At 57.6% G+C, this 23114-nt stretch carries 24 protein-coding genes; 12 read left to right on the forward strand and 12 right to left on the reverse strand.

Going from position 1 to position 23114, the window contains the following annotated elements; all coding sequences use genetic code 11:
• Positions 1–177 precede the first annotated feature (177 nt).
• A complete protein-coding gene (gene fabV / locus GIV26_RS14215) occupies positions 178–1371 on the reverse strand; it encodes an enoyl-ACP reductase FabV (protein WP_032902674.1) in 1194 nt (397 codons plus the stop codon).
• Between the two features lie 276 nt (positions 1372–1647).
• Between fabV and GIV26_RS14220 the strand changes: the two genes are divergently transcribed.
• The 4 genes from GIV26_RS14220 (at position 1648) to GIV26_RS14235 (ending at position 4816) form a co-directional block, all read left to right on the forward strand.
• Positions 1648–2472, forward strand: a complete 825-nt coding sequence (locus GIV26_RS14220; protein ID WP_236281182.1) for an aspartyl/asparaginyl beta-hydroxylase domain-containing protein — start codon at positions 1648–1650, stop codon at positions 2470–2472.
• Between the two features lie 148 nt (positions 2473–2620).
• Entirely contained in the window at positions 2621–3994 is a 1374-nt protein-coding gene (gene ppnN / locus GIV26_RS14225) for a nucleotide 5'-monophosphate nucleosidase PpnN (protein ID WP_032892811.1), read from the forward strand.
• A 172-nt stretch (positions 3995–4166) separates the two neighbouring features.
• Entirely contained in the window at positions 4167–4424 is a 258-nt protein-coding gene (locus GIV26_RS14230; RefSeq protein WP_032892812.1) for an AbrB/MazE/SpoVT family DNA-binding domain-containing protein, read from the forward strand.
• Positions 4421–4816, forward strand: a complete 396-nt coding sequence (locus tag GIV26_RS14235; protein ID WP_054898630.1) for a PIN domain-containing protein — start codon at positions 4421–4423, stop codon at positions 4814–4816. Before GIV26_RS14230 ends, GIV26_RS14235 begins: the two co-directional genes overlap by 4 nt.
• A 128-nt stretch (positions 4817–4944) precedes the next feature.
• On the opposite strand, the gene GIV26_RS14240 is transcribed toward GIV26_RS14235, so the two are convergent.
• A complete protein-coding gene (locus GIV26_RS14240) occupies positions 4945–5274 on the reverse strand; it encodes a YXWGXW repeat-containing protein (protein ID WP_054920036.1) in 330 nt (109 codons plus the stop codon).
• Positions 5275–5466: 192 nt separating this feature from the next.
• Positions 5467–6363, reverse strand: a complete 897-nt coding sequence (locus tag GIV26_RS14245) for a LysR family transcriptional regulator (RefSeq protein WP_034126668.1) — start codon at positions 6361–6363, stop codon at positions 5467–5469.
• A 66-nt stretch (positions 6364–6429) separates the two neighbouring features.
• On the opposite strand from GIV26_RS14245, the gene GIV26_RS14250 reads away from it, so the two are divergent.
• Complete coding sequence (locus GIV26_RS14250) at positions 6430–7134, forward strand: NADPH-dependent F420 reductase (protein WP_329610239.1); 705 nt, start codon at positions 6430–6432, stop codon at positions 7132–7134.
• A 64-nt stretch (positions 7135–7198) separates the two neighbouring features.
• Here the strand turns inward: GIV26_RS14250 and mqo are convergent, their stop codons facing one another.
• Positions 7199–8845, reverse strand: coding sequence for a malate dehydrogenase (quinone) (gene mqo / locus GIV26_RS14255; protein ID WP_034126666.1), 1647 nt, complete (start codon positions 8843–8845; stop codon positions 7199–7201).
• A gap of 482 nt (positions 8846–9327) precedes the next feature.
• On the opposite strand from mqo, the gene GIV26_RS14260 reads away from it, so the two are divergent.
• On the forward strand, positions 9328–10515 hold the full coding sequence (locus tag GIV26_RS14260; RefSeq protein ID WP_236281187.1) for an MFS transporter: 1188 nt from the start codon (positions 9328–9330) through the stop codon (positions 10513–10515).
• Between the two features lie 666 nt (positions 10516–11181).
• Here the strand turns inward: GIV26_RS14260 and GIV26_RS14265 are convergent.
• Positions 11182–11403 (reverse strand): hypothetical protein, encoded by a 222-nt coding sequence (locus GIV26_RS14265; protein ID WP_153475125.1) that lies wholly within the window; start codon positions 11401–11403, stop codon positions 11182–11184.
• 146 nt (positions 11404–11549) lie between these two features.
• A complete protein-coding gene (locus GIV26_RS14270; RefSeq protein ID WP_236281190.1) occupies positions 11550–11915 on the reverse strand; it encodes a DUF6124 family protein in 366 nt (121 codons plus the stop codon).
• Positions 11916–12508: 593 nt separating this feature from the next.
• Between GIV26_RS14270 and GIV26_RS14275 the strand changes: the two genes are divergently transcribed.
• Positions 12509–13330: an RES family NAD+ phosphorylase gene (locus GIV26_RS14275; protein WP_236281193.1), complete on the forward strand. Its 822-nt coding sequence runs from the start codon at positions 12509–12511 to the stop codon at positions 13328–13330.
• 1154 nt (positions 13331–14484) lie between these two features.
• Here GIV26_RS14275 and GIV26_RS14280 read toward each other — a convergent pair.
• Positions 14485–14793 carry a BrnA antitoxin family protein gene (locus tag GIV26_RS14280; protein WP_198791500.1) on the reverse strand — a complete coding sequence of 103 codons (309 nt, stop codon included), beginning with the start codon at positions 14791–14793 and terminating at the stop codon, positions 14485–14487.
• Positions 14771–15073 carry a BrnT family toxin gene (locus tag GIV26_RS14285; RefSeq protein WP_329610240.1) on the reverse strand — a complete coding sequence of 101 codons (303 nt, stop codon included), beginning with the start codon at positions 15071–15073 and terminating at the stop codon, positions 14771–14773. Before GIV26_RS14285 ends, GIV26_RS14280 begins: the two co-directional genes overlap by 23 nt.
• 146 nt (positions 15074–15219) lie before the next feature.
• On the opposite strand from GIV26_RS14285, the gene dusA reads away from it, so the two are divergent.
• Positions 15220–16206 carry a tRNA dihydrouridine(20/20a) synthase DusA gene (gene dusA / locus GIV26_RS14290; RefSeq protein WP_236281196.1) on the forward strand — a complete coding sequence of 329 codons (987 nt, stop codon included), beginning with the start codon at positions 15220–15222 and terminating at the stop codon, positions 16204–16206.
• Between the two features lie 271 nt (positions 16207–16477).
• Here the strand turns inward: dusA and GIV26_RS14295 are convergent, their stop codons facing one another.
• Entirely contained in the window at positions 16478–17224 is a 747-nt protein-coding gene (locus GIV26_RS14295; protein ID WP_034126660.1) for a hypothetical protein, read from the reverse strand.
• Between the two features lie 412 nt (positions 17225–17636).
• Here GIV26_RS14295 and tal point away from each other — a divergent pair, with 412 nt between their 5' ends.
• Complete coding sequence (tal, locus tag GIV26_RS14300) at positions 17637–18563, forward strand: transaldolase (RefSeq protein WP_003189693.1); 927 nt, start codon at positions 17637–17639, stop codon at positions 18561–18563.
• Between the two features lie 200 nt (positions 18564–18763).
• Here tal and rssC read toward each other — a convergent pair whose 3' ends face one another.
• Both rssC and rssB read right to left on the reverse strand, forming a co-directional pair.
• Positions 18764–19246, reverse strand: a complete 483-nt coding sequence (gene rssC / locus GIV26_RS14305) for an anti-sigma factor antagonist RssC (protein WP_003172602.1) — start codon at positions 19244–19246, stop codon at positions 18764–18766.
• A complete protein-coding gene (gene rssB, locus GIV26_RS14310) occupies positions 19246–20427 on the reverse strand; it encodes a two-component system response regulator RssB (RefSeq protein WP_057975702.1) in 1182 nt (393 codons plus the stop codon). The genes rssC and rssB overlap by 1 nt, the downstream gene beginning before the upstream one ends.
• 276 nt (positions 20428–20703) lie before the next feature.
• Between rssB and GIV26_RS14315 the strand changes: the two genes are divergently transcribed.
• Complete coding sequence (locus GIV26_RS14315; protein WP_072446768.1) at positions 20704–21000, forward strand: PilZ domain-containing protein; 297 nt, start codon at positions 20704–20706, stop codon at positions 20998–21000.
• A 136-nt stretch (positions 21001–21136) separates the two neighbouring features.
• On the opposite strand, the gene GIV26_RS14320 is transcribed toward GIV26_RS14315, so the two are convergent.
• Positions 21137–21826, reverse strand: coding sequence for an MlaA family lipoprotein (locus tag GIV26_RS14320; RefSeq protein WP_003189688.1), 690 nt, complete (start codon positions 21824–21826; stop codon positions 21137–21139).
• Between the two features lie 195 nt (positions 21827–22021).
• Between GIV26_RS14320 and GIV26_RS14325 the strand changes: the two genes are divergently transcribed.
• Together GIV26_RS14325 and GIV26_RS14330 are read left to right on the forward strand one after the other, a co-directional pair.
• A complete protein-coding gene (locus GIV26_RS14325) occupies positions 22022–22630 on the forward strand; it encodes an HAD family phosphatase (protein WP_236281199.1) in 609 nt (202 codons plus the stop codon).
• A 111-nt stretch (positions 22631–22741) separates the two neighbouring features.
• The gene (locus tag GIV26_RS14330; RefSeq protein WP_014717525.1) at positions 22742–23008 is read left to right on the forward strand and encodes a DUF4404 family protein; all 267 of its coding nucleotides are present in this window, start codon (positions 22742–22744) and stop codon (positions 23006–23008) included.
• Positions 23009–23114 lie beyond the last annotated feature (106 nt).

Raw genomic sequence — 23114 nt, forward strand, 5'->3', positions numbered from 1 at the left:
CAATGCTCAAAACAACGAAGATCAAATGTGGGAGCTGGCTTGCCTGCGAAAGCGGTCGTACAGCCTCAGATGCTGCGAATGACACACCGCCTTCGCGGGCAAGCCCGCTCCCACAGGGGATTTGCGTTAACTGACTGGCATCAGGGCAAGCCAGTTTCCACCTTATTTGACCGCGTTTTAAGCCTGGATCAGGCCGTTGATTTTGACGGTCGGGTTCACATCCGCGTCGTAATCCACGCCGTCGACTTCAAAGCCAAACAAGCGCAGGAATTCAGCCTTGTAACCGGCAAAATCGCTGATCTCGTTGACGTTGTCGTCGGTCACCTGGTTCCACAGTGCGGCCACGGCGTCCTGGACCTTCGGTTCCAGCTCGGCCAGGTCGGCACGCAGGCGGCCATCGGCGTCGAGTTTCGGCTCGCTGCCGTACAGGCTGTCCTTGAACAGGCCGTAGACCTGCTCGATGCAGCCTTCATGGGTGCCCTGCTCTTTCATCACCTTGAACAGCAGCGACAGGTACAGCGGCATGATCGGGATCGCCGAGCTGGCCTGGGTGACCACGGCCTTGAGCACCGACACACGGGCGTCGCCCTTGAGCGCAGCGAGGTTCTCGCGCAGAGTCAAAACTTTCTTGTCCAGGTCTTTCTTGGCTTCGCCGATGGAGCCGTTCCAGTAGATGTCCTGGGTCAGCTTCTCACCGAGATAGGTGAACGCGGTGGTCTTGGCGCCTTCGGCCAATACATCGGCGTCACGCAGGGCGTCGATCCACAGCTGCCAGTCTTCGCCGCCCATGACCTTCACGGTACCGTCGATTTCTTCCTGGGTCGCAGGCTCAAGCGTGGTGTCGACCACCACGCCCTTGTCGGTGTTGATCCCGCGCAGGGTCACGGCCTTGCCGATTGGCTTGAGGGTGGAGTTGTGCACCACGCCTTGCGGGTCGGTACGGCGTGGCGCGGCCAGGCTGTAGACCACCAGGTCGATCTTGCCCAGGTCTTTCTTGATGGTCTCGATGGTCAGGCGCTTGATCTCGTCGGAGAACGCGTCGCCGTTGATGCTCTTGGCGTACAGGCCCTTTTCCACGGCAAACTTCTCGAACGCTGCGCTGTTGTACCAGCCGGCGGAGCTCAGCTTGCCTTCTTCGCCTTCTTTCTCAAAAAACACGCCCAGGGTGTCGGCGCCACAGCCAAACGCAGCACTGATGCGCGCGGCCAGGCCGTAGCCGGTGGAGGCACCGAGGACCAGTACCTTTTTAGGGCCGCCCTCGATGACGCCGTTTTTGGTTACGTAGTCGATCTGCTCTTTGACGTTCGCTTCACAGCCAACAGGGTGAGCGGTCACACAGATAAAGCCACGAACCCGCGGTTTGATGATCATAAAAATTTCTGCCTCTTCCAAGGTGCCGAAGGCCAATAGTGGCCATTCAACTTCAATCGTACCGGTCTATGACGCCTGAAAAACCGAAGCGTCACGATAGTCCCAAATCTTCTGTTCTCAAAATTCAATCCACAAAACGTCGGAGCCTGCACGGCAACGGTTACAAATTGTGCAGCAGCTTCACAATTTCACCCTATTTAAAAACGCCTGCCGGCCCCATAAACCCCTATGATGACGAGATTGTTTCAATATGTTTCGGCTTTGGAGCCTCGTTTCATGAGCAAAAATGCTGTCGGCAAGAAGCTGGTGTCCCTGGCGTGGGTACTCGGCGTTCTGCTATTGATCTATTGTTTCCCGCGCAGTTGCCTGGTGTTTCTGCTGTTGGTGGTGTGCTGCGGCGTTTATGACTTCCTGCGTAACGGCCTGTACGACCGCGACACCATCAAGAAGTATTTTATCGGCAACGGCCGTAATACCTGGGTGCTGGCACCGTTCAACACCCTGCTCGACCTGCTCAGCAGCCGCAACCGGCATGTCTACACCATGAACGACCTGCCACCGGCTTGGCGCGAAGACCTGCAACAGGTGATCGACGACGCCATGGCCCGCAAGGATGAAATCATCAGCTACCTGGACGAGCGCATGGCCGAGAAGAAACGCGGCATGTTGTTCTTCCAGTGGTACGGTCGCCCGATCGAAACCACTCTGGATATCCCGAAGCTGCGCAAGAAACTGCCGTTCGTGAAAACCATCGGCGTCTCGGTGTTCAACGAGAACCGCTCGACCTCGTTCCACTTCGGCCCCCTGCGCATGATGTTCCGTGTGCTCTACAACATGGCGCCGGCACCGCACCATGAGGGCGTGTACATCCAGGTGGGCAAGCACAAGCACTACTGGCACGACGACCCGCTGTTTATCTTCGATGACACGCTGATGCACGCCTCCTTCAACAAAAACGACGCCAAACGCTACTGCCTGTTCATTGATATTGTGCGCCCGACCCTGCTGCCCTCGGTGCTCAACGCCGTGATCGCAGGGTTTGCCGGCCTGGTCTTTACCCTGCGTCGGGTTTTCTACAAAAACTGGAAGCTGATTCAGTAAGTTCTGCGGCATGATGGTGTTGGACGGCATTTGCGCTGGGCCTTGCGCCTGAGGTAAATAACCGTCTCGTGCGACCTTAATTGGCGCTCACCATTCTCAAGCCATCGCCCCCTAGCGGGCGCGGTGGCTATGCTTTCAAGGAATCAGAATGCCCCAACGTCAAGTCATCAACGCCTCCGTCAGCCCCAAGGGCAGCCTCGAAACCCTGTCCCAACGTGAAGTGCAGCAACTGAGCGAAGCCGGTACCGGCAGCATCTACACCCTGTTCCGCCAATGCGCCCTGGCGATTCTCAATACCGGCGCGCATATCGACAACGCCAAGACCATCCTCGACGCCTACAAAGACTTTGAAGTGCGTATTCACCAGCAGGACCGCGGCGTACGCCTGGAACTACTCAACGCCCCCGCCGATGCCTTCGTCGATGGCGAAATGATTGCCAGCACCCGCGAAATGCTGTTCAGCGCCCTGCGCGACATCGTCTACACCGAGAACGAGCTGGATAGCCAGCGTATCGACCTGAGCAACTCCCAAGGCATCACCGATTACGTGTTCCACCTGCTGCGTAACGCCCGTACGCTGCGCCCGGGTGTCGAGCCGAAGATCGTGGTGTGCTGGGGCGGCCATTCGATCAACACCGAAGAATACAAATACACCAAGAAAGTCGGGCACGAACTGGGCCTGCGCAGCCTCGACGTGTGCACCGGTTGCGGCCCCGGCGTGATGAAAGGCCCGATGAAGGGCGCAACCATTTCCCACGCCAAGCAGCGCATCACCAATGGCCGTTACCTGGGCTTGACCGAACCAGGCATCATCGCTGCCGAAGCGCCGAACCCCATCGTCAACGAGCTGGTGATTTTGCCGGACATCGAAAAGCGCCTGGAAGCCTTCGTGCGTGTGGGCCACGGCATCATCATCTTCCCCGGCGGCGCCGGCACGGCCGAGGAGTTCCTGTACCTGCTCGGCATCCTCATGCACCCGGACAACCGCGACCTGCCGTTCCCGGTGGTGCTCACCGGGCCGAAACATGCCGCGCCTTACCTGGAACAATTGCACGCGTTCGTCGGCGCCACCTTGGGCGAAGCGGCGCAGAAGCATTACCAGATCATCATCGACGACCCGGCTGAAGTGGCCCGCCAGATGACCACCGGCCTCAAGGCGGTGAAGCAATTCCGCCGCGAGCGTAACGACGCGTTCCACTTCAACTGGCTGCTGAAGATCGACGAAGGCTTCCAGCGCCCGTTCGACCCCACCCACGAAAACATGGCCAGCCTGCAACTCAACCACGCGCTGCCGGCCCATGAACTGGCGGCCAACCTGCGCCGTGCGTTCTCGGGGATCGTGGCGGGTAACGTCAAGGACAAGGGTATTCGCCTGATCGAGGAGAACGGCCCGTATGAGATCCACGGCGACCCGGCGATCATGAAACCGTTGGATGAATTATTGAAGGCGTTCGTGGCCCAGCACCGCATGAAACTGCCGGGCGGAGCGGCGTATGTGCCGTGCTATCGCGTGGTGCAATAAGCCAGCGGCGGTCGGTCATAGTTTGTATTCGTTTGGGACATAGCAACGCGTGTGAGGAACAAGAGTTCGGACTAGGGTTTTACTATTCCGACTCATTCACCTCAGCGAGCGACCTATGGACCAACGGATATTGTCCTCCGTCATTCCTTACCTTAAGGTAAGGAATATCACGATGGAGATCTTCACTATGGCCACCGCCACACTCACTTCAAAAGGGCAAATCACCATCCCAGTCCAGGTCAGGACAGCCCTGGGCCTGGAAACAGGCGACCGGGTGGAATTCGTCGAAATGGAAGACGGCAAGTTTTCCATGATTGCCGCGAGCAAAACCGTCAAGGACCTCAAGGGTTTGATCCGCAAGCCTGCCCATGCCGTGTCTATCGAAGACATGAACCGCGCCATCGCGGCCCAGGGAGCAACAGCTGGATGATCGGCCTGGATACCAACGTGCTGGTGCGTTACGTGACCCAGGACGACCCGGTTCAATCAGCCAAGGCGTCCCAGCTCATCGAATCGCTCACCGCCACCTCGCCAGGCTTTGTCAGTCTGGTGACGCTTACGGAGCTGGTGTGGGTGTTGCAGTCCTGCTACCAGTCGGCCAAAAGCGAGGTGGTGATGGTGTTGGAAACCTTGTTGCACACGCGGGAACTGACCGTCGAGCACGCCGATATCATCTGGCAGGCATTGCGCAAGTTCAGCGCAGGCAAAGCCGACTTTGCCGACTGCCTGGTTGAACGCTGTGGCCATGCGGCGGGCTGCGAGTACACCGCCACCTTTGATCTGAACGCGGCCAAGGCAGCGGGAATGAAACGGCTCGGCTAGCCCGCTTTGTTTGTGTAGGAGCGAGCTTGCTCGCGAAAAAATCACAGGCACCGCGTGCAACCTGAATGCCCGCGTAACCGTTGACGTTTTTCGCGAGCAAGCTCACTCCTACAGAGAAGGAGGTTAGGTCAGCGAACCCAGCCACCGACCTGCCAATGGTAGCCATCATTACGCTGCACCCAGTGCGGGTGTACATAACGATAGCCCTGGCGCACCGGCTCCCAATGGCCGTGCACCGCCACATAGCGCCCGCCTTCCCAACGCCAGTAACCGCGTGACCAGATATAACCCTCGCGTACCGCCGGTTCGACTTCTATCACCTGCACCGGAGGCGGCTGCGGCGCCACCACCTCAACATACTCACGTTGCACCGGCCTGCGTTCATGTACTACACGCTCTTGTACACACCCGGACGCCGCCACCACCATGGCGGCCAATGCTGCATAACGTAACAACATACAAAACCCTCGGGCGCGAACGCCCTGCACCTGCATCAGAAAGTAATCCGCCTTTATTCCAGCCGGGCTCCTGCATGGGCTTTGATTATTTTTAACAGGAAATGTCTGTCAGATTGCTGAACCCACCGGCCTCAAGTCGAACGGGCACTGCTGGCGCTGCATCTGCATGAACAGGTGAGAGAGCTCGCGCGTTTAAACCGAGCCAAAACGTTGTAATACGGCGTCGACAAACCGCCGCAACTTAGCCGTGCGCTGCCGATTCGCGGTGTAGACCAAATGCATTGATCGACTTGGCGCGTCAAAGTCCGGCAGCACCCGCACTAACTGGCCCTCGGCCAGTGCCCTGCGCAAGAAGTCTTCAGGGCCGAGCACGATACCGAAACCATCCAGCGCCGCCGACATCAGCGCCCTGCTTTCGTTGATCTGCAAACGGCTGCTTACCTGCACCCTGTGCGGGACCGCACCTTGGTAAAACACCCATTCACGATCTGCCGGGCGTGACCAGAAGGCATAGCCCAGGCATTCGTGATGCTCAAGGTCTGCCGGCGTCATCGGGGTGCCCCGCGCCTGCAAATAGGCCGGTGCCGCACAGACAACCAGGCGATACGGCGCCAGCGGCCGGGCGGTCAGGCCGGTGGTCCCCAAGGGGCCGATACGAAAGGCCGCCTCATAGCCCTCCTCTACCAGGTCGACGAAACGATCCGTAAGGTGCAGATCGATTTGCACATCCGGGTTGTCACGCAAGAATCCGGTGATCAACGGCATCAGGCTGTAGGAGCCGAACGTCACCGGGGCGGTGATTTTCAGCTTGCCACGCGGGGTGTCGTTCATGATTTGCGCAAGGGAATCCGCCGCCTCAGTCTCCGTCAGGATGTGCTTGCAACGTTCGTAGTAAGCGCTCCCCAACTCCGTAAGGCTTTGCCTTCGCGTAGTACGGTTAAGCAAGCGCGCGCCCAAGCGTTGTTCCAAGGCGGTGACATGCTTGGCAACCATTTGCGGTGACATATTCAAGCGCTCAGCGGCACGCACGTAGGAACCGAGCTCAGCAGCCATCACAAAGGCATTCATGCTTGATAAACGATCCATCATTCCCTACCCCCAGTAACAACAGCCGCGCCACTACTGCGATTTATCGCCAAATGGTTGCCAATCATCATAGCCACTTCGTACTTCCATCGGAGCAAGCACATGAAGATTGGCGTAATTGGAGCAGGTTTCATTGGGCGTGCTGTGGCACAACTGGCCGTGGCCGCCGGGCATGAGGTGATGCTGAGCAATTCCCGCGGCCCGCACACCATGAGCAGCGTGGTAAGCGGCATACTCGGTGTGCAAGTTGGCAGCGCAGACGATGCCGCACGGTTCGGCGATGTGGTGCTAGTGGCGATTCCCTTTCAACACTACCGCAGCGTGCCCGCGCAATGGCTGGAGGGTAAAACGGTGATGGATGCCAACAATTACTACCCCGACCGCGATGGGCATATCCCAGAGCTGGACCGCTTTGAAACGACTACCAGCCGCTTGCTGGCCGACCATTTGACACATTCACACGTGGTGAAAGTGTTTAACGCGATCTTCGCCCCCGACCTGACGCAAGACGCCCGCCCTCACGGTGCACCTGATCGGCGGGCGCTGCCCGTCGCGGCGGATGACGCCACCGCGAAGGCCGTCGTGACCCAGCTGCTCGATGAGTTGGGGTTCGATGCCGTCGACGCTGGTGAGCTGGATGAAAGCTGGCGATTCGAGCGGGCCAAACCGGCGTACTGCGTGCGCCTGGACCAGGCTGGCTTGAAGGCTGCGCTGGCGGCGGCCGAGCGTGCGGTTGAGCTGCCCCCGGTGGAGCGACACCCGCCGCTCTCCTGAACATTTCCCCACAAAAAAGCCCGCTGACCGTCACCGGTTCAGCGGGCTTTTTCGTGGGTGAGGCTTACAGCGCCAGGTCAGAAACCGGCTTGCTTGGCTCAGCCGCAGGCTTGGCAGCCTCGGTAGCCTGTGGAGCGGCCAATTGCGGGATCGCTGGCGGTGGTGTCAGTTGCAGCACACCGGCAGTGTAGGCCCATTCCTTGGCAACCGCTTCAGGGCTGTCGTTCAGCTTGGTGCCGTAGCTTGGCACGATCTGGTGCAGTTTTTCCTGCCAGGCCGGGCTTGCTACCTTGTCCTTGAACACTTTTTGCAGCACGGTCAGCATGATCGGAGCCGCGGTGGACGCGCCTGGCGATGCACCCAACAGGCCTGCGATGGTGTTGTCGGCAGAGCTGACCACTTCGGTACCCAGCTTCAGCACGCCGCCTTGCTCTTCATCACGCTTGATGATCTGCACGCGCTGGCCGGCTTGCCACAGGCGCCAGTCGGACTGCTTGGCGTTCGGGAAGTACTCTTGCAGCGCCTTGAAGCGGTCGTCATCGGACAGCATCAGTTGGCCGGCGAGGTACTCGACCAGTGGGTATTCACGAATACCGACTTTGGTCATAGGCCAGATGTTGTGGGTGGTGGTGCTGGTCAGCAGGTCCAGGTACGAGCCTTCCTTCAGGAACTTGGTCGAGAAGGTCGCGAATGGGCCAAACAGAATCACACGCTTGCCATCCAGCACGCGGGTGTCCAGGTGCGGAACCGACATCGGTGGCGAACCTACCGAAGCCTTACCGTAGGCCTTGGCCAGGTGCTGCTCGGCGATGGTCGGGTTCTCGGTCACCAGGAACGAACCACCGACTGGGAAGCCTGCGTATTCCTTGCCTTCAGGAATGCCCGACTTCTGCAGCAAGTGCAGGGCACCGCCGCCGGCGCCGATGAACACGAACTTGGCGTCGGTTTCAGTCTTGGTGCCGTCTTTGAGGTTTTTGTAGCTCACGCGCCACGAACCGTCGGCGTTCTTGGTGATGTCCTGCACTTCGCTCGACAGCTTCAAGTCAAACTTCGGCGTGGTTTGCAGGTGGGCGACGAACTGGCGGGTGATCTCGCCGAAGTTTACGTCGGTGCCGATCGGGCTCCAGGTGGCCGCGATTTTCTGGCTCGGGTCACGCCCTTCCATCATCAACGGAACCCACTTGGCGATCTGCGCCGGGTCTTCGGAGTACTGCATGCCGGCGAACAGCGGGCTGGCCTTCAGGGCTTCGTAGCGTTTTTTCAGGAACTTGATGTTGTCATCGCCCCACACAAAGCTCATGTGCGGAGTGGAGTTGATGAACGAACGCGGGTTCTTCAACACGCCCTGCTGAACCTGCCAGGACCAGAACTGACGGGAGATCTGGAACGCTTCGTTGATCTCGACCGCTTTCGGGATCTCAACGTTGCCGTTCTTGTCTTCCGGGGTGTAGTTCAGCTCAGCCAGGGCCGAGTGACCGGTACCGGCGTTGTTCCAGCCGTTGGAGCTTTCTTCGGCCACGCCATCGAGGCGCTCGACCATCTCCATGGACCAGTCCGGCTCCAGCTCATTGAGCCAGACACCCAGGGTTGCACTCATGATGCCGCCGCCGATCAGCAGCACATCGACTTTCTTTGCCTCTTCCGCGTGAACGGACGTGATCCCCATCGACAAAGCCAGCCCCAGCAGGGCAGTGTTTACTTTTTTAAACATCAGTAGCACCTATGATAAAACGCCATCCGCCCTACCGCCCCCGATCATGAGTAACCCTCGTTCACGCTACGTCAGGCAACGTAGCGCGGGGTCTGCACAGTCACATAAAGGCTGCAGGGTGGGCACACAAGGCCGATGGATCGACCTCACTGTTATGTCCCTTCTGCGCTGACTTCTTATCATTATTGGCTTCAGCTACCTGGGCGACAGCCAACCGCTGGGACGTATACGGGTGTACGCACCAGGGAAAGACTAGCCCAAGACGGCGCGCAGAATATCACGCTAAACAGCGTTTATGCGCCGTTTGGCCAATTGACAGGCCTAAATCGCGGCTTTTAATGCGCCCCTGTCAAGCCTGGCAGCCGCGACCTGCGGTCACAGGCGTGGAAGTCTGCCGAAAATGGCGGTTCTAGACACCTTCGTCGCGGCTTGCGTAGCATCGGCGACTGTCCTTCGTGCACACCTTTCACACAGAGTTACCCATGACTATCCAGCAAACACCCGGGCAGGTACTGCCCGCGCGCAGCGCCGCCAAAATGGAAGCGGCCATGGCCGTGGGCGCCTTCGCGATCGGCACCGGCGAATTCGCCATCATGGGCCTGATGCCCGACATCGCCCAGAACCTGGGCCTGAGCGAACCCCAGGTCGGCCACGCCATCAGCGCCTACGCCCTGGGCGTGATGGTCGGCGCCCCACTGCTGGCCATCCTCGGCGCCAAGTTGCTGCGCAAACACATGCTGCTATTGCTGATGGGCCTGTACGCCCTGGGCAACTTCGCCACCGCCTTCACCCCCACCTTCGGCTCGCTGGTGGCCTTCCGCTTTATCAGCGGCCTGCCCCACGGTGCCTACTTCGGCATCGCCGCCGTGGTCGCCTCCAGCATGGTGCCCACCGACAAACGCGCCGGCGCCGTAGCCCGCGTGATGATGGGCCTGACCCTGGCCATGCTGCTCGGCAACCCCATCGCCACCTTCCTCGGCCAACACCTGGGCTGGCGCTCGGCGTTCGCCCTGGTCAGCGTGATCGCCCTGCTCACCATCGCCCTGGTCTGGCAATTCGTGCCCCACCGCCACGACGAACAACGCAGCGACCCGCGCAAGGAACTGCGCGCCTTCACCAAACCCCAGGTCTGGATGGCCCTGTCCATCGGCGCAATTGGCTTTGCCGGCATGTTCTGCGTATTCAGCTACCTGGCGCCAACCATGCTCGAAGTGACCAAGGTCTCGCCGCAGTGGATCCCCTTCGGCCTCGCGGCCTTTGGCGTGGGCGGCATCATCGGCAACATTGCCGGTGGCAAGCTGTTTGATCGCATGCAGTTTCGGGCGGTGGGTTTGATATTGGTATGGTCGATGGCCGTGCTGCTGTTCTTCCCCTTCGCCGCGTCTTCGCTGTGGGGCGTGCTGCTGAGCATGGGATTGGTGGGCACCATGGTCGCGTTGGCGGCACCGTTGCAGATTCGCTTGATGGACATCGCGCATGAAGCGCCAAGCTTGGCGGCAGCGTCGAACCATGCGGCGTTTAACTTGGCGAATGCGCTGGGGCCGTGGTTTGGGGGGATGGCTATTACGGCGGGGTTGGGGTGGGCCAGCACCGGCTACATAGGTGCTGCTACAGCGCTGGTGGGCCTGGGTCTCTACCTGATTGCGCGGCGGATGAAAGGCGGCCATTAACGGCTCGCCTAATACCGATCAGTCAAGCCAATACACTACTCAAGACAACGAAGACCCAAACTGGGAGTTTGCCTGCGAAAGCAGTGGTTCAATCATAGATTCAGTGACTGACACGCCGCCTTCGCGAGCAAGCCCTCTCCCACAGGGATCCGAGCCGGGCGCTGATTCTGCGAGCGATACATGGCCAATGTGGGAGCTGGCTTGCCTGCGATAGCGGTATATCAGTAACAGACGAATTAACTGCCCCATCGCCATCGCGAGCAAGCCCGCTCCCACGGGGATCTGGGCCGGGCGCCGATTTTGTGGGCAATACATGGCCAATGTGGGAGCTGGCTTGCCTGCGATAGCGGTATATCAGTGACAGATGAGTTAACTGACCCACCGCCATCGCAGCATAAATATCTAAATAACTTCGGCACGACGCTGCACCTGTGGCGAGGGAGCTTGCTCCCGTGAAGACCTGACAGCCGACGCTTATCTCCCTGACTCCCACACTCCAACTGTGTGCGGGCTTGCTCGCGAAGGCAGCCCGACAGCCGACGAAAATGCGGGATCAGACCCCGTACTATCCGGTACTCAGGCAACGGCTACTTAGCGTTCCACCCCAACGGCTGCTCACTTTGCAAAGCAGCAAAGCAAGCGAAACACTCTCGTCCCACCATCCCATCAATCATCATGCAACAACCCCGAACCATACTCCCCATAACTACTCCCCAGCCCACTGCCACCGAAATTCATCTTCGCGGCTTTGTTGGGACTATGGTCGCCAAATGCCTGGCAACCGCCTGAAAAGCACGGGTCGCTGCTGGTCACGCTCGATGAAGATGAACAAGCACTCAACATCAACGTGCCGGTGATCATCACAACTTTGACGAGGTTCGAGATCATGGTTTCAGTTCCCTATGGGCTGGAGGCGCTGGGGTCCTCTCTCAGTAGGGGATCGTAGACCTCAACGGCGCAGGGAATTATGAAACTTTGCTGGGTGACAGCATGAGTTCAGGTTGCCGCCTTGGGTAAGGCGGCAGGGTTGGTTGTCAGGCTTTGACTGAGGCGGTTACAGGCGCAACCTGCTCCTGGGCTCGGCCAACGAGCAGCGAGCTCAACTCGATTAACTGCTGAATGCCCAAGGCGATGGCGCGCTGGGAGTCGTTGAGGTCGAACGCCAGGGTGGCGGCCATTTCGTTGGCGGATGCCAGGTTTTCGGCGGCGTTGGCCAGGAGGGTTTCGGAGTCGATGGACGGGTTGACGACGAATAGGTTGTCGCTTGGGCGCTCGGTGGGCGCAGCGTCGTCGGATGGGGGCAAGTGATGGTTGATTGCGCGCTGGGCTGCGGCTTGAAGCTTGGGGTCGACGGGCGACACGCTTTGATCAAGTGAAGAACTGCGTGTGTTGTTGTGCATGGGCGAAGCTCCAAAGATTTTCGGGAGTTAAAAACGCCTTAGCAATACGGACTTCCACCTCCGGCCGCTGGGTTTGTAACGGCTTGAGGAGGTTAACTACGGGTGATCTGAGGGGCAAGCCGAGAAAATCGTGGGAAATTTCCGTAGGGGATCGTGGGCCTGAGATGCGCAGCGTACGCCTACCCCCCCAACACCCGAGAGCCATCCCTGATAAACTGCGCCCCATTCGCCTCGCTGACTCAGATTCCCATTTCCTTACAAACCGCCCCACTCTCCCGCCGCTTTTCAGTCGCCCCCATGAGGGATTGGAACGATTAAACTCAGGAGCCTTTAAAAACATGGCCTCCGGAGACCTCCAACTATTCTCGTACCAATTCTGTACATCCAAGGCCCCTCACCCCTCCCTTGTTATGAGGTAACAGCCGGCTACGCTCTGTGGGTAACTGCTTTACATGAGGCAGATAATGGCCAGGAGCGAAAGCTAAAACATTTCATTGCAATAAGTAGCTTTTCGATATAAAACGCATGAGCCACCTCACCACACTTTTAACACCCCATAAATGTTATGAACACACTAATAAAGGACAAACAATATGTTCTCTTCGAACATCAACGAAGATGAAATTAGAAAACGCATTTTGGATTTCCGGACTTTCGCGCAAAACGGAATCAGCGATAAGGACTGCATAAACGCTGTATCTTCAATCTTTGGAAATGTGTACTCATATATCACAGAAACCAGAACATACGAACAAGGAACAACCTTTTTCCGCGCAAGGGCAATTCCGTCTAACGATACTATTACTCCCCTCCGAACAATCCAAAAAGTTGGGGATGCCTGGGAACCGCCCCCGAATATAGTTAAAGTGCAAGGGCGACTTAACTCGATCAACCAAAGCATTTTATACTGCTGTGCGGGCGATGCTAACTTGGCAATTGATGAAGCCAGAGCAAGAGATTACAAACATGTCGCAGTTATTGTCTATAGGTCGTCCCGACCAATAAGCGTTGCGGTTCTCGGTGATTACAACGGATCAACGCTACCGAAAGATGATAGATCAAATTTGTTCTATTCGTTTTTAGATGAAGAATTTTCAAGAGCTGTACCGACTGGTGAAGAGGCGCGCTACTCCATTACTCGTGCAATCGCGGACACCTATTTTAACTATCCAGAACAAGATGCTTGGTGCTACCGTTCCGTTCAGTCACCGGAAAAATTTAACGTGGCTTTCTTGCCTGGAAGATCAAAACCCAGCTTAGATTTAATTGGAGTATTGATTTGCGATCTTAGTGCGTCAACCAATGACGCTCTGAACGTCAAATTCGTTGTTGATTTCGACAAGAGCTCAGGAGAAGCCCGCTATCATGCAATGGGCTCAGAGGAGCAAAAAAAGATATTTACAAAGATGACGTAAAGGTAAGCACAGGTACCCTCCAAGCCAGCCAAATGCGATATCTCCTGTGCACTCTAGGTTGAGAGGAGGCTTATTTTCTCTTGAAATGACGGGGTCGTACGGCGATGACAGAGAGATTCGAAAGTACCCGAACCCTCGATCGCGAAGCAGAGGCCCCGGAATGCAAGGGCTCCAACGGTGCCAGTTACGCAAAAGCATTCCCACGCCACTTCTATGGGCATCAGCATGAATTTCTGTACGCGTGCGCATCACACGTATAGGTACCTGACGTCCGGGGGGCTGGAGGGGGGCAAAAAAGAGTAACATAAGTAATCTTGACCGTTTATTACGCTCAACCAATTAAAATTAAAGGGTTTTATGTTTCGAGCAAAAGGTAATCTTTAAGTAATATTGAAGTAATCTGATTACTCTTTATAAATGTAATTCTCTACCTTAAGGAAACCCTTTAAAATCAACAGACTGATAGAAAATCACCTTTTCAATTACTTCTCTGTTCCTCCTTTTTGTAATCTCAACCCCCACGGAATTCGTGGCCTCCAGAGCGTTTCGGTGGGGAGATTACTGAAGTTACTCTTTTTGAGACTCCCCCCTTCTCCTGAACAGCAGAGCCTTTAAACGCCTTCAACGAAATACCCCCTCGGTGCAGAGTTCCGCAGGCTTTTGACCACCCCACAACTCCGAGCAGCCCCCCAGCCAGTGCCGCGTTGGGCTGTCTGCAGGACCGCAGAAAAAACGACCTATTTAGCCCGCAGGCGAGGTGGGGGGACGACGGCGCGCGCCGGGTGATGATGCACGTAAATGCCCATTGTGGCACGTCAACTCCCCGGATCGGCTCTGGTAGCACGTCACTGCCCCATCCTTCTACAGTTCGTTGCCCAAAATCCCACAACTTGCCAACCTCGATTACTGCATGCACATATAGCATTTGGAATACCTATGCATGAACATCGACGAAAACACCTACGCGTGACTTGGTATCCCCACACCTCTCGAAATGCCAACACAGCACGCGCGGATCTTGGAAAATGAAATCCAGGAACTGAACTTGCAACTGCGCAAAGCGTACAAAAACGGGGACAGATTTATTTATACCATCGCTTAGAAAAAGCTAATCACAAGACAGCAAAAAGCCGCGTCATCCGCGGCTTTTTGCCTTAGGCCTTCAGTTCGTCTGGCGTGTGCGTCTTGAGCCAATCAGCCAAGGCTGCGTTCATTCGCGTTTGCCAGCCCGGCCCGGAAGCCCTGAATCGCTCCAGCACGTCAGCATCAAAACGAACATTAACGTGCTCTTTAGTGGCTACCGACTTTGGCCGCCCGCGCTTGGGCTTGAGCATTTCCTTCGCCTGAGCTTTGCCAAACAATCCCACAAGCACCTCGCTGGCTGGCTTGGCCTTAGCAAAGTCTTCAGCCGACCACTCAGGGTTCGCTGTATCGACCTTCTCAGGATTGGGTTTCTTGGTCATAATTTTTGACCTCCCGTTTGTTGGCTTTACGAAAGCTGATGACGTGGACCGCGTCCCCCCGTGGGGTGAACACTACGACATGCAGCCGATCCCCTATGTATCCCATCGCTCGATAACGACACTCACCGTAGTCGAATCGATCATCTTCCACGATCAAGGCCGTAGACCATTCAAAGTCCCGCACTAACGCAAACGGGAGTCCGCGTTCTTCAACGTTACGAGCGTCTTTGGCTGGGTCATAGGTAATATGCATGTGATTATCGTATCCACAATAAATCATCAACACAAGGTGCGCGTCGAAAGCCTACCGAGCGTGCACTCGGGTTACCACCGATGATTGGCTGGCTGGGCTTGAGAACCCGCCAAGTACCTGACAAGCATCCCTGATAAACTGTGCCCCATTCGCCTCGCTGACTCAGATCCCCCATGTCCCTACAAACCGCCCCACTCTCCCGCCGCTTCTCCGTCGCCCCCATGATGGACTGGACTGACCGCCACTGCCGGTACTTCCTGCGCCTGCTCTCCAAACACGCCCTGCTCTACACCGAGATGGTCACCACCGGCGCTATCCTCCATGGCGATCACGACCGCTTCCTGCGCCACAACGAAGCCGAGCACCCGCTGGCGCTCCAGTTGGGCGGCAGTGTCCCGGCCGATCTGGCCGCCTGCGCCCGTATGGCCGAGGCCGCGGGTTACGACGAAGTGAACCTGAACGTCGGCTGCCCCAGCGACCGGGTGCAGAACAATATGATCGGCGCGATCCTGATGGCGCACCCTGCCCTTGTGGCGGACTGTGTGAAGGCCATGCGCGATGCGGTGTCGATTCCAGTGACGGTGAAGCACCGTATCGGCATCAATGGGCGGGACAGTTATGCCCAGTTGTGTGATTTCGTCGGCACGGTAAGGGACGCCGGTTGCACCAGTTTTACCGTGCATGCGCGGATTGCGATTCTGGAGGGGTTGTCGCCCAAGGAGAACCGGGACATTCCGCCGTTGCGTTATGACGTGGCGGCGCAGTTGAAGCGGGACTTTCCGGAGTTGGAGATTAATCTCAACGGTGGGATCAAGACGTTGGAGCAGTGCCAGGAGCATTTGCAGACGTTTGATGGGGTGATGTTGGGCCGGGAGGCTTATCACAATCCGTATCTGTTGGCGGAGGTGGACCAGCGGTTGTTTGGCAGTGAGGCGCCGATGATTAGCCGGGCGGAGGCGTTGGCGCAGTTGCGGCCTTATATTGCTGAGCATTTGGCCAGTGGTGGGACGATGCATCACATTACTCGGCATGTGTTGGGGTTGGGCACGGGGTTTCCAGGGGCGCGCAAGTTCAGGCAGTTGTTGTCGGTAGATATTCATAAGGCGGCGGATCCGTTGGCGTTGCTGGATCAGGCGGGGACGTTGTTGGAGGGGCGGTGATTGGTCGAGTGTCAGGTAGATGCTCATTGGGCGTACCGACGTTATCGCAGGCAAGCCAGCTCCCACATTTTTGCCTGGTGAGTGTCAGGTAAGTGCTCATTGGGTGTACCGGCGCTATCGCAGGCAAGCCAGCTCCCACATTTTTGTCTGGTGAGTGTCAGGTAAGTGCTCATTGGGTGTACCTGCGCTATCGCAGGCAAGCCAGCTCCCACATATTTAGCGGTGATCGCAAGAGCGCGGCAGTTACTGCCGGCCCTTGCTGCACTGTTGCTTAGTTTTCCGGCACTGTTCCTTTGGGCACAGTTACCCATTGGTCGGTGTCGCGGTTATACCTTTTCCAATCTTTATCGGTCCTGACTTTTCGGTAAAGCGTGTTGAATGTGGTGCCGCCGAGTATTTGAAATTGAACTTCACCGCCTGGCGTTTTGCAGTTAACCAACCCCAGAATGGGTGAGTTCGGGTTTACTTGCAGTGCATACACGGCGTCTCCAAAGGTTCCGGTGGTGGCGTAGTCCAGTGCAAAACTCACGAACTGACTTTTCGGGGTGTCGCTGGACTGTAAGGCGAGCAGTCGCATTGTCGTGTAGGTGGCACCGTTGAAACCCAGGGCGTGCAAGTCAGGCCCATCGATGGCCCAGTACTTTTCGGGTGTGCCACCGTCCCTGAGGTATTTGTCCAGGTCGTTCTGCGCCTTGGAGTAGATCACCCCGGCCTTGAGTTTCTGGACGTGCCAATTGTTGGTGTCCGCGCTCTCATACGCGCGGTACACCCAGGTGGCAGGCGCAGTCACTCTGGTGTCGGTGATCTTGCCGCCGTAGGATGAGGTCAGTTCGTTTTCCTTTTCCAGGGTGCGACTCCCCATGGGTTTACCTGCCTTGGCAGTGTCAATGATGCCACGCATTTCCTGGGTATCGTAACAACCGGCGCTGAGGGCCTGCTGTACCGTCACATCGGCAAATACCGTTGTTGAACAAATAAAACCCAGGGCGGCGAATAGTGTTGATATATTCCGTTTCATTACATCTCTCCTTTGCTTTCAAACTAACGAACCAGCAGATTTTAATGCACAGACGCACACACTTCGCCGCGGACAGTTATGTCATCAGAGTTTTTATCGGCCCAAGTTAGCGCTTGCCAGTCAGGTATAGCACAAGTAAAAACAGCAACAACTAAAGAGCTGGAAAATAAACTTTTCACAACTTCAAAACATTGATATTGCCTCTATCAACTGGCTTGAAACCAGTGCCGCAGGACGGGTGGAATCCAGTTGAACCTAGCTGCGATTTTGCCCTCCAATTGAGCACCACGGCCGGTGATTCAAACGGCCGTTTCCAGGTTATTGCCCTCGCAAACGACCTAACGCATTTGCGCCCTTGAGCGCCTGCCAGCGCTCGGGTAATGTCACTAGACCCACAGGACAGAGCACGCCCATGACTTCCAAGCTGGAACAACTCAAGCAATTCACCACCGTCGTAGCCGATACCGGCGATTTTTCCACCCTCGCCAAGCTCAAGCCGCAAGACGCGACCACCAACCCTTCCCTGCTGCTCAAGGCTGCGTCGATTCCTGGCTATGCCAAGCTGCTGGATGAGTGCGTGCAGGACTGCAACGGCGATGTGGGCCTGGCCAGTGACCGCTTTGCGGTGGCGGTGGGTCAAGAGATTCTCAAAGTAGTGCCGGGCCGTATTTCCACTGAGGTGGATGCGCGCCTGTCGTTCGACGAGGCCGCTATTCTCAAGCGTGCGCACCGTCTGATCGACCTGTACGACAAAGCCGGCGTCAGCCGCGACCGCGTGCTGATCAAGATCGCCTCCACCTGGGAAGGCATCCGCGCGGCCGAGAAGCTGGAAAAAGAAGGCATCCAGACCAACCTGACGCTGCTGTTCTCCTTCGCCCAGGCCGTCGCCTGTGCCGAAGCGGGTGTGTTCCTGATTTCGCCATTCGTAGGCCGTATCTACGACTGGTACAAGAAGGCCAACGGCAACGACTACACCGGTTCCGATGACCCGGGCGTGCAGTCGGTGACGCGCATCTATAACTACTACAAGGCTAACGGCTACAAAACAGTGGTGATGGGTGCGAGCTTCCGTAACCTCAGCCAGATCGAGGAACTGGCCGGGTGTGACCGCCTGACCATCAGCCCGGACCTGTTGGAGAAGCTGGCAGCCGATGAAGGCAAGCTGGAGCGCAAATTGGCGCCAGGCCATGCCGGTGAAGCCCGTGTGCATATGACTGAAGCGCAGTTCCGTTGGGAGTCCAACGAGGACGCGATGGCGACTGAGAAGCTGGCGGAGGGGATTCGTCAGTTTGCTCGGGACCAGGAGAAACTGGAGGCGTTGTTGTCGGCCAAGCTGTAAAGGCAGATAGCGGCAAAAAGGGCGGCACCTGTGAGGGTGTCGCCCTTTTTTGTGCGTCGGTGTCACCGCCGTCCAGTGTGGGAGCTGGCTTGCCTGCGATAGCGGTGGGCCAGCCAACACTTCATCGACTGACACTGCGTAATGGCAGGCAAGCCAGCTCCCACATTGGACTGTGTGTGTATGTTTGGGCAGGGAGGCCGTCAGTGCCGCTCGAGGGCGTTGACGAGGTCGTGGAAGGCTTCGCGATTGGACTCATTCAAGCCCATCAGGATCTTGTGCGCTTCCAGCACCTTGACCCGCACCACTTCCTCGGACTGGTCCTGGGACGGCAGGTCGGTGAGGCATTCCGGGCACGGAATGGGGCGGTCAACGATGTTGAACACCTGGTCAAAGCCCATGGATTGCAACAGACGGGTGATGTCTTCGTGGGTGGTGACCACGGTCGGCAACAGGCCGACCTTCTGCCGCGACAGAATGGACAATTTGGCCAACAGGCCCAGGGTGGTGCTATCGATGCTGCGCGTTTCGGTCAGGTCGATCACGATCGCCGAGAAGTTCAGCGCAGTGAAGATCCGCTCGATCGTCGCATCCAGGGCCGAACACAAGGTCAGGCGCACTTCACCGACAAACTTCAGGACGAAGGTCCCGTCTTGCTCGGCGAATTGGATTCTTCCGGTACTCATCAAAGATTCCTGCTCAACACCAATAGGGCGATATCATCCGGCATCTCCCCTAGCGTGGCCAATCCAAAAACCTGCCGCAGGCCATCCAGGCTGCCGCCCGCCGACTTGACCTTTTGGGGCAAGGCGGCTTCTTTCTCTTTGAGTGTAGGCTCTGGAAGAAGGTCCAGAATACCGTCAGACATCAGCGTCAGGCTGAAGGTCGGCGGCAGTTCCAGGATGTGGTCTTCGTAGGTGGCTTCGTTAAACAAGCCTACGGGCAGGCCACGCCCTTCCAGGTAGCGCACACTGTCAGGAGTGTACAAAACAGGCATCGGCAGGTGACCGCCAATGCTGTAGGTCAAAAGACCGGTTTCTTCGTCGATCACGCCGCCGACCATCGTCACGTGCTTGCCCAGCTTGCAGCTGATCAGGCCCCGGTTGATGTGGCCCAGCACCTCGGAGGGGGTGAACTCCGGCAAGGTGCCGTTGCGCTTGGACTCGAACAACAGCCGTGTGGTCATGAACTTCAACAACACGGTAACAAACGCGGAAGACGCGCCGTGGCCGGAAACGTCGGCCAGGTAGAACGCCACACGGCGCTCATCGACACGGAAATAGTCGACAAAATCACCCGACAGGTACAACGACGGGATGATCTGGTGGGCAAACTTGAACTCGTCAATCGTCCAGGGGCTCACCGGCAGCATGTTCATCTGCACCTGGCGCCCGGCGTTCTGGTCTTCCTGCAGCAGGTTCAAGCTGGCTTCGAGCTCGCGGTTGGCGGTCTCGAGCTTTTCGCGGTAGCGCTGGTTTTCCACGAGCAGGCGTGCACGGTCCAGAGCGCGGCGCACCGAGTGCTCCAGCACGGCCAGGTCTTCCAGGGGCTTGATCAGGTAATCGGCGGCGCCCAGGCGCAAGGCTTCAACGGCATCGTTCATGACACCGGCACCGGACACGACAATCACCGGCGTTTGCGGGGCAAGGTCGGTCACCTGGCGAATCAGCTCCAGGCCGCCCATCTGGGGCATGCGCAGGTCGCAGATCACAAGGTCGGGCTTGTCGCGCTCGAATACCTGGAGACCCTGTTGGCCATTACTGGCCTGCAGGACGCTGAAGCCACTGTCTTCCAAGTAGGCCGCGAGGCTCGCGCGCACTACTTCGTCGTCATCGATAATCAGCAGCGTGGCACTGGTTTTTTGCATGTGGGCAAACGGCGCCAGAATTAGGTTGGCGTAGGCGGCTCGGCAATGGCCGGGCTCACGTACTGGATTCGCTTTCTAGCCTCTCTGTCCTACAAAGCAATGGGATTTGGCCCATGCACAACGGTAAAGCAGAGGTGCCCTTCTAAGGCGCAGACGGTACTCCCATCCGTGAGGGGTTTCAAGCTCATGCCGATGGTCGCCGGGCGTCTTTACACCGCAAATCACCCGGAGTTATAAGAACCCTCACAACCACAACGCAAAGTAAGGATGGATGCTGTGAGCGAACACGAGCGCGACTACGCCGAAAAACGCGATTTCATCCGCATGCGAATAGATGCCGATGTGTCTTTGATCCATGCCGGGCAGGAGATTGCCGGCACCTGCGTGGACCTCTCCAGTTCCGGCATGCAGGTGCAGGCACCTCGCCAGTTCACTGTGGGCGACCTGCTGACCGTGCGCATTGATTCAGAGCACGCCGCGCTCAGGGGTCTTGAGGCGGATACCCAGGTGGTGTGGGCCAAGGCGGTAGGCGATGACCAGCATCTGGGCCTCAAGATTCTGAAAATGCGCTAACGCAACATCCCGCCCTGCGCAAAGGTGACGCGGAGCGTCACGGGATGCATTCCCACGCGGAGCGTGGGGAACGATCAGCGCGCACAAAAAAGGCGACCTTACAAAGGTCGCCTTTTTCATTTCAAAACGTCACAGCTTAAAAGTCGTCAACGACCTTGCCGTCCTTGACCTTGAACTCGCGGTTCTGCAGGTAAGCGTTACGAATGAAGGTGTACTTGTCGCCGCTGATCAGCTTCTCGCTGTCGAGCAGGCTGGCGCGCACGTCAACGACGTTGAGGCCGAAGGTGCTGTTACGCCAGCCGATATCGTTCATGTAGCGGTACGGTTGGGTGTAGCTGTCGACGTATTTGGACGGCGCATCACGCAAGGTGCTTGGGCCCAGCAACGGGATCATCACGTACGGGCCACTGCCCACGCCCCAGTAGCCGAGGGTCTGGCCGAAGTCTTCGTCGCTGCGCTGCAGCCCCATTTTGGTGCCGACGTCAATAAAGCCCAGTACGCCAAATGTGGTGTTGACCAACAGGCGGGCGGTGTCGACGCCTGCATTGTGCGGCTTGAGTTGCAGCACGTTGTTGGCCAGGTTGCCAACATCACCGATGTTGCGGAAGAAGTTGTGAACGCCGTCCTGCACAAATTGTGGGGTGACGAACTGATAGCCCTGGGCGATTGGCTTGAGGGCATAGGTGTCAACGGTATCGTTGAAGGTGAAGATGGGGCGGTTGACGCTTTCCCATGGGTCATCTTCCGAGGCCGCCTGGGCAGCGAACGGTGCCAACAGGATGGTGGCACACACCGATAGCTGAGCGAAGTACTGGCTCCAGCGCATAGCTTTTGCTCCTTGAATGGTCTGTCATGGGCGCTATGCCCTGAATAAGGCTGTCAGTATATGACGGAAGTGTCGATTTAGGCAGCTACCTAGAATCGTCTTAGGGAAAATGCACAAAATTCCTACAAATACCGACAGTGTCATCCCCTTGTCATGCCGCCCCGATAGCGTGGCAGCTATTTCAGGGACGTTCAGATGCCACACGCCGAGATTGCCGTCGCCGCCGCGCCCTCATTGACCGCCGTGTTATTTGGCCTGAGTGGCTGCCTGGTGGATTTTGGTTCCCTGGCGCGCAGCGACTCACCTTGCGCCGACGCCGAGGCCACGCCAGGCGCATTGAAAATCCTGCGCAGTCTCAAAGAACAAGGCGTGCCCTGCGCCTGGCTGGACGAACTGCCTCCCGCCGTGACCACGCCACTCTGCGCCGGCCTGCCGGGCTGGCTCAAGGCCGCCTCGCCCTCCTCCATTCGCTGGCCTGCGCCCCACGCCTGCTGGCAAGCGCTGATGGAGTTGAACATCGAACGTCTGGAAGGCTGCGTACTGGTCAGCGGCGAGCCGCGTCTGCTGCAATCGGGCCTGAATGCCGGTTTGTGGACCATCGGCCTGGCCTCCTGCGGTTCGCTCTGCGGCCTGTCGCCCCGGCAATGGCAGGCACTGACCGAGCAGCAACGCGAACACAAGCGCGGCAAGGCCACGGTGGCGCTCTATGGCCTGGGCGTGCACTCGGTGATCGACCATCTCGGCGAACTCGGCACCTGCCTGGCCGACATCCGCCTGCGCCAGCTCAAGGGCGAGAAGCCCTGATCGAGATCATGCACAGTTGACCCCAGTGGATTAATCTACAGGTCAGCCCGTAGACCTTTCGCCGTGCGCCGTGGTCTATGCCAGTGCCTATCGATAAAAGGAAAGAACGTCATGCCTGATCGCGAGAAGTTACAACAGCAGGCCGATATTGTGCGTGAGCAACTGGAGAACCATCCCGAGTTGCCCGCCGAGAAACGTCAAGCATTGGAAGAGTTGATCGCCAAGTTCGAAGTCCAGTTGGAAATGGAACCGGCCACCCAGACGCCCAGCATCGCTGACGATGTGAACCGGGCAGTGGAAGGTTTTGAACTGGACCATCCAGGCATTGCCGGGACGTTGCGCAATATCGTGCTGACCCTTGGCAATATCGGCATCTAACCCGAGCCCAAGCCAAACACAAAACCAAATGTGGGAGCTGGCTTGCCTGCGATAGCGGCGTATCAGTCACTTGATGAATGACTGAAAGATCGCAATCGCAGGCAAG

The organism is Pseudomonas sp. PA-1-3F (genome assembly GCF_021609665.1).
Taxonomy (GTDB): domain Bacteria; phylum Pseudomonadota; class Gammaproteobacteria; order Pseudomonadales; family Pseudomonadaceae; genus Aquipseudomonas; species Aquipseudomonas paracarnis.

Excerpts from the sequence above, each read along its gene's own strand:
- GIV26_RS14260 (WP_236281187.1), top strand. The coding sequence starts at position 9,328 with ATGACTATCCAGCAAACACCCGGGCAGGTACTGCCCGCGCGCAGCGCC.
- GIV26_RS14325 (WP_236281199.1), top strand. The coding sequence starts at position 22,022 with ATGCCACACGCCGAGATTGCCGTCGCCGCCGCGCCCTCATTGACCGCC.
- tal (WP_003189693.1), top strand. The coding sequence starts at position 17,637 with ATGACTTCCAAGCTGGAACAACTCAAGCAATTCACCACCGTCGTAGCC.
- GIV26_RS14265 (WP_153475125.1), bottom strand. The coding sequence starts at position 11,403 with ATGATCTCGAACCTCGTCAAAGTTGTGATGATCACCGGCACGTTGATG.
- GIV26_RS14220 (WP_236281182.1), top strand. The coding sequence starts at position 1,648 with ATGAGCAAAAATGCTGTCGGCAAGAAGCTGGTGTCCCTGGCGTGGGTA.
- GIV26_RS14330 (WP_014717525.1), top strand. The coding sequence starts at position 22,742 with ATGCCTGATCGCGAGAAGTTACAACAGCAGGCCGATATTGTGCGTGAG.
- GIV26_RS14280 (WP_198791500.1), bottom strand. The coding sequence starts at position 14,793 with ATGACCAAGAAACCCAATCCTGAGAAGGTCGATACAGCGAACCCTGAG.
- GIV26_RS14295 (WP_034126660.1), bottom strand. The coding sequence starts at position 17,224 with ATGAAACGGAATATATCAACACTATTCGCCGCCCTGGGTTTTATTTGT.
- ppnN (WP_032892811.1), top strand. The coding sequence starts at position 2,621 with ATGCCCCAACGTCAAGTCATCAACGCCTCCGTCAGCCCCAAGGGCAGC.
- GIV26_RS14245 (WP_034126668.1), bottom strand. The coding sequence starts at position 6,363 with ATGATGGATCGTTTATCAAGCATGAATGCCTTTGTGATGGCTGCTGAG.
- mqo (WP_034126666.1), bottom strand. The coding sequence starts at position 8,845 with ATGTTTAAAAAAGTAAACACTGCCCTGCTGGGGCTGGCTTTGTCGATG.
- GIV26_RS14230 (WP_032892812.1), top strand. The coding sequence starts at position 4,167 with ATGGAGATCTTCACTATGGCCACCGCCACACTCACTTCAAAAGGGCAA.
- GIV26_RS14285 (WP_329610240.1), bottom strand. The coding sequence starts at position 15,073 with ATGATTTATTGTGGATACGATAATCACATGCATATTACCTATGACCCA.
- rssB (WP_057975702.1), bottom strand. The coding sequence starts at position 20,427 with ATGCAAAAAACCAGTGCCACGCTGCTGATTATCGATGACGACGAAGTA.
- fabV (WP_032902674.1), bottom strand. The coding sequence starts at position 1,371 with ATGATCATCAAACCGCGGGTTCGTGGCTTTATCTGTGTGACCGCTCAC.
- GIV26_RS14275 (WP_236281193.1), top strand. The coding sequence starts at position 12,509 with ATGTTCTCTTCGAACATCAACGAAGATGAAATTAGAAAACGCATTTTG.
- GIV26_RS14320 (WP_003189688.1), bottom strand. The coding sequence starts at position 21,826 with ATGCGCTGGAGCCAGTACTTCGCTCAGCTATCGGTGTGTGCCACCATC.
- GIV26_RS14235 (WP_054898630.1), top strand. The coding sequence starts at position 4,421 with ATGATCGGCCTGGATACCAACGTGCTGGTGCGTTACGTGACCCAGGAC.
- rssC (WP_003172602.1), bottom strand. The coding sequence starts at position 19,246 with ATGAGTACCGGAAGAATCCAATTCGCCGAGCAAGACGGGACCTTCGTC.
- dusA (WP_236281196.1), top strand. The coding sequence starts at position 15,220 with ATGTCCCTACAAACCGCCCCACTCTCCCGCCGCTTCTCCGTCGCCCCC.
- GIV26_RS14270 (WP_236281190.1), bottom strand. The coding sequence starts at position 11,915 with ATGCACAACAACACACGCAGTTCTTCACTTGATCAAAGCGTGTCGCCC.
- GIV26_RS14240 (WP_054920036.1), bottom strand. The coding sequence starts at position 5,274 with ATGTTGTTACGTTATGCAGCATTGGCCGCCATGGTGGTGGCGGCGTCC.